Below are 2182 nucleotides of genomic sequence, written 5' to 3' on the forward strand. Positions count from 1 at the left end.
CCAGCTTGCAAATGATTGTCCTTTCCTTCATTTCTCTCCTATTACGAAGATTTTAAACAGGTTCTAATAAAACCCAATTACAATTAAAACAAAAATATCAAAGTAAAATAAAGTATTATATTTCATAATAACAAGAGCCTTAAATTAGTACATCTAACGATTTTATCATACGAGCCTTCGATAAATTATCTACTTATTACAATCAACTTCTCTAACATCTTTATTTTTTAACCATAAGAGCCCAAAAACAGCCACCAGCAAACATACAGGAATAACTGATGTTGCTTTTATCAGCAATTCAGCACCATACACAGGATTTCCTTGTATTATTGTTCTATCCCAACACAAATCTACTATTTTTGCGATCCCAGTGTGAAAAAAATAGCCAAAAACCATAACTATCATGTTTGACACAGCTGTAGCCAGGCCTACTAAGTTATTATTTACATAACTTATCGCTTTGTAAATGGTAACCACCTGATATCCAGATGTGAAGCCAATAATAAAAAGCGTAGGTAATACAACATACAAGCCACCAATCTGAGTAAAAAGTAAAAGAAAACTAGCGATCATTGCAAATGAGCATGCAATTATTACTTCATAATGCTTATTTTTATATTTTTCCAATAAATAAGCCAAAGAGAATGATCCTGTTAACATTCCTATCAATATTACGGAAGAGAGAGAAGATGCCAAGTCTTCATTCATTTTATATACTTCAAAAAAGAATGCTTTCACCCAACCATCGGCAAAACCTTGCATTGGACCGACCATGAGTCCACCAAAAAAGCTAATTAGAATAATATGCTTGTTGAAAAGTATGTTTTTTAAGTCTCTAATGCTAACTTTTTCCTGTTGAGCATTGCTTTCAGGCGTTACTAAGAACAGCAACAGAGCAAGTAAACACCCAAATGCTGAGAATGTATAGATAACATAATTCCAGCCAAATTTATCGAGTAAGAAGTCTAAAGGTAACCCGCCACATATCCCCCCCAAAATTCCTATAATTATAGATAAGCTGGCCATTCTTGCTGATTTTTCTTGCGCAAAATACATGCTTGCAACTTTAAAGATTCCAATTGCCGAAGCGGATGACCCAATTCCCACAATTATTCTTCCAATTATTGAATAACTCCACTCATCAAAGCATATAAGCGGTAGTGTTCCGGTAAATGTCAAAACGGTACAAGCAGGTAAAACAAACTTTGGTCCAAATCTATCAAGGAAAAGACCAATAGGTATATGAGCTAGCGTATAGCCTATATAGTATAACCCACCAAACTGGCCAACATCTGCAATACTTATGTTAAATTTTGTTATTAATTCAGGCGCAATTATGTTTGGAATTACGCGTAATATATATTGGTATGCATAAAACAGTGACGTCAACAACCAGATTAAAAAATTCCTCTGCAATACTTTACCCCAAAGCCAGCATTATAGATACTCTGTTTATAGAAAACAATATTTTTATGAATACTTATTTTAATTTACCGGAATTTTATACAGTTGAACTCATAGCCAACATAAGTAGTTTATGCATTAACTAAATTTTCCAGGTTCAAGTTTGGATGATAGAAAAAGTTCACTTTTTCTATTTTTAAAAGAGACCTTTTATTTTACTTATAATTTTTTCTACCATATCTACAACTGGCTCATGAATGAGGTATATGAAAAAAATTACACCACAAATGATAAGTATATTTATGATTTTACCCTTATTCATCTTTATCTTGAGCTTCACTTTTGTTACAAGATCCATTTTATTTATGTTTTTATTTCATGCTGACAATTATATCTTAAATACCATAATTTTCAGTAAAACTTGACTTCAGAAGTATTCTATTAATTCAATATTAACCTTTTTATGTGTAAAATAGTTAATATAATATTAAAGCAGGCTGATGAATATAAGCACGATAGATAATACGCTGCAAAATTACATAACAAAATACATTGAACAAACATTCGCTACACACGTGCTAGGCAATAGATACGACAAATTGTATAGGAAACTTCTAAGTGGTATAGAAGAGATAATAAAGCTCGCTGTAAATGAAGCAAAACACTACGATGAAAATTTAGAAGATCTATATAACGATTCAAGATTTAATAAGAACCTGTTAAGGATCTCGAAAATATGAGGTAAAATAAGCATAGTTAAGAAAGAGGTATATCTATG

General features: G+C 31.7%; 1 protein-coding gene and 1 pseudogene. One reads left to right on the forward strand and one right to left on the reverse strand.

The genetic code is table 11. The features are described from left to right. Window positions 1–189: 189 nt before the first annotated feature. Window positions 190–1416, reverse strand: coding sequence for an MFS transporter (locus tag OZD61_RS01910; protein WP_274979650.1), 1227 nt, complete (start codon window positions 1414–1416; stop codon window positions 190–192). Window positions 1417–1904: 488 nt separating this feature from the next. Here OZD61_RS01910 and OZD61_RS01915 point away from each other — a divergent pair. Continuing rightward, window positions 1905–2114 (forward strand): annotated as a pseudogene (locus OZD61_RS01915) (hypothetical protein); the annotation flags it as partial. Window positions 2115–2182 lie beyond the last annotated feature (68 nt).

Source organism: Wolbachia endosymbiont of Drosophila bocki, assembly GCF_028982005.1.
Classification (GTDB): Bacteria; Pseudomonadota; Alphaproteobacteria; order Rickettsiales; family Anaplasmataceae; genus Wolbachia; species Wolbachia pipientis.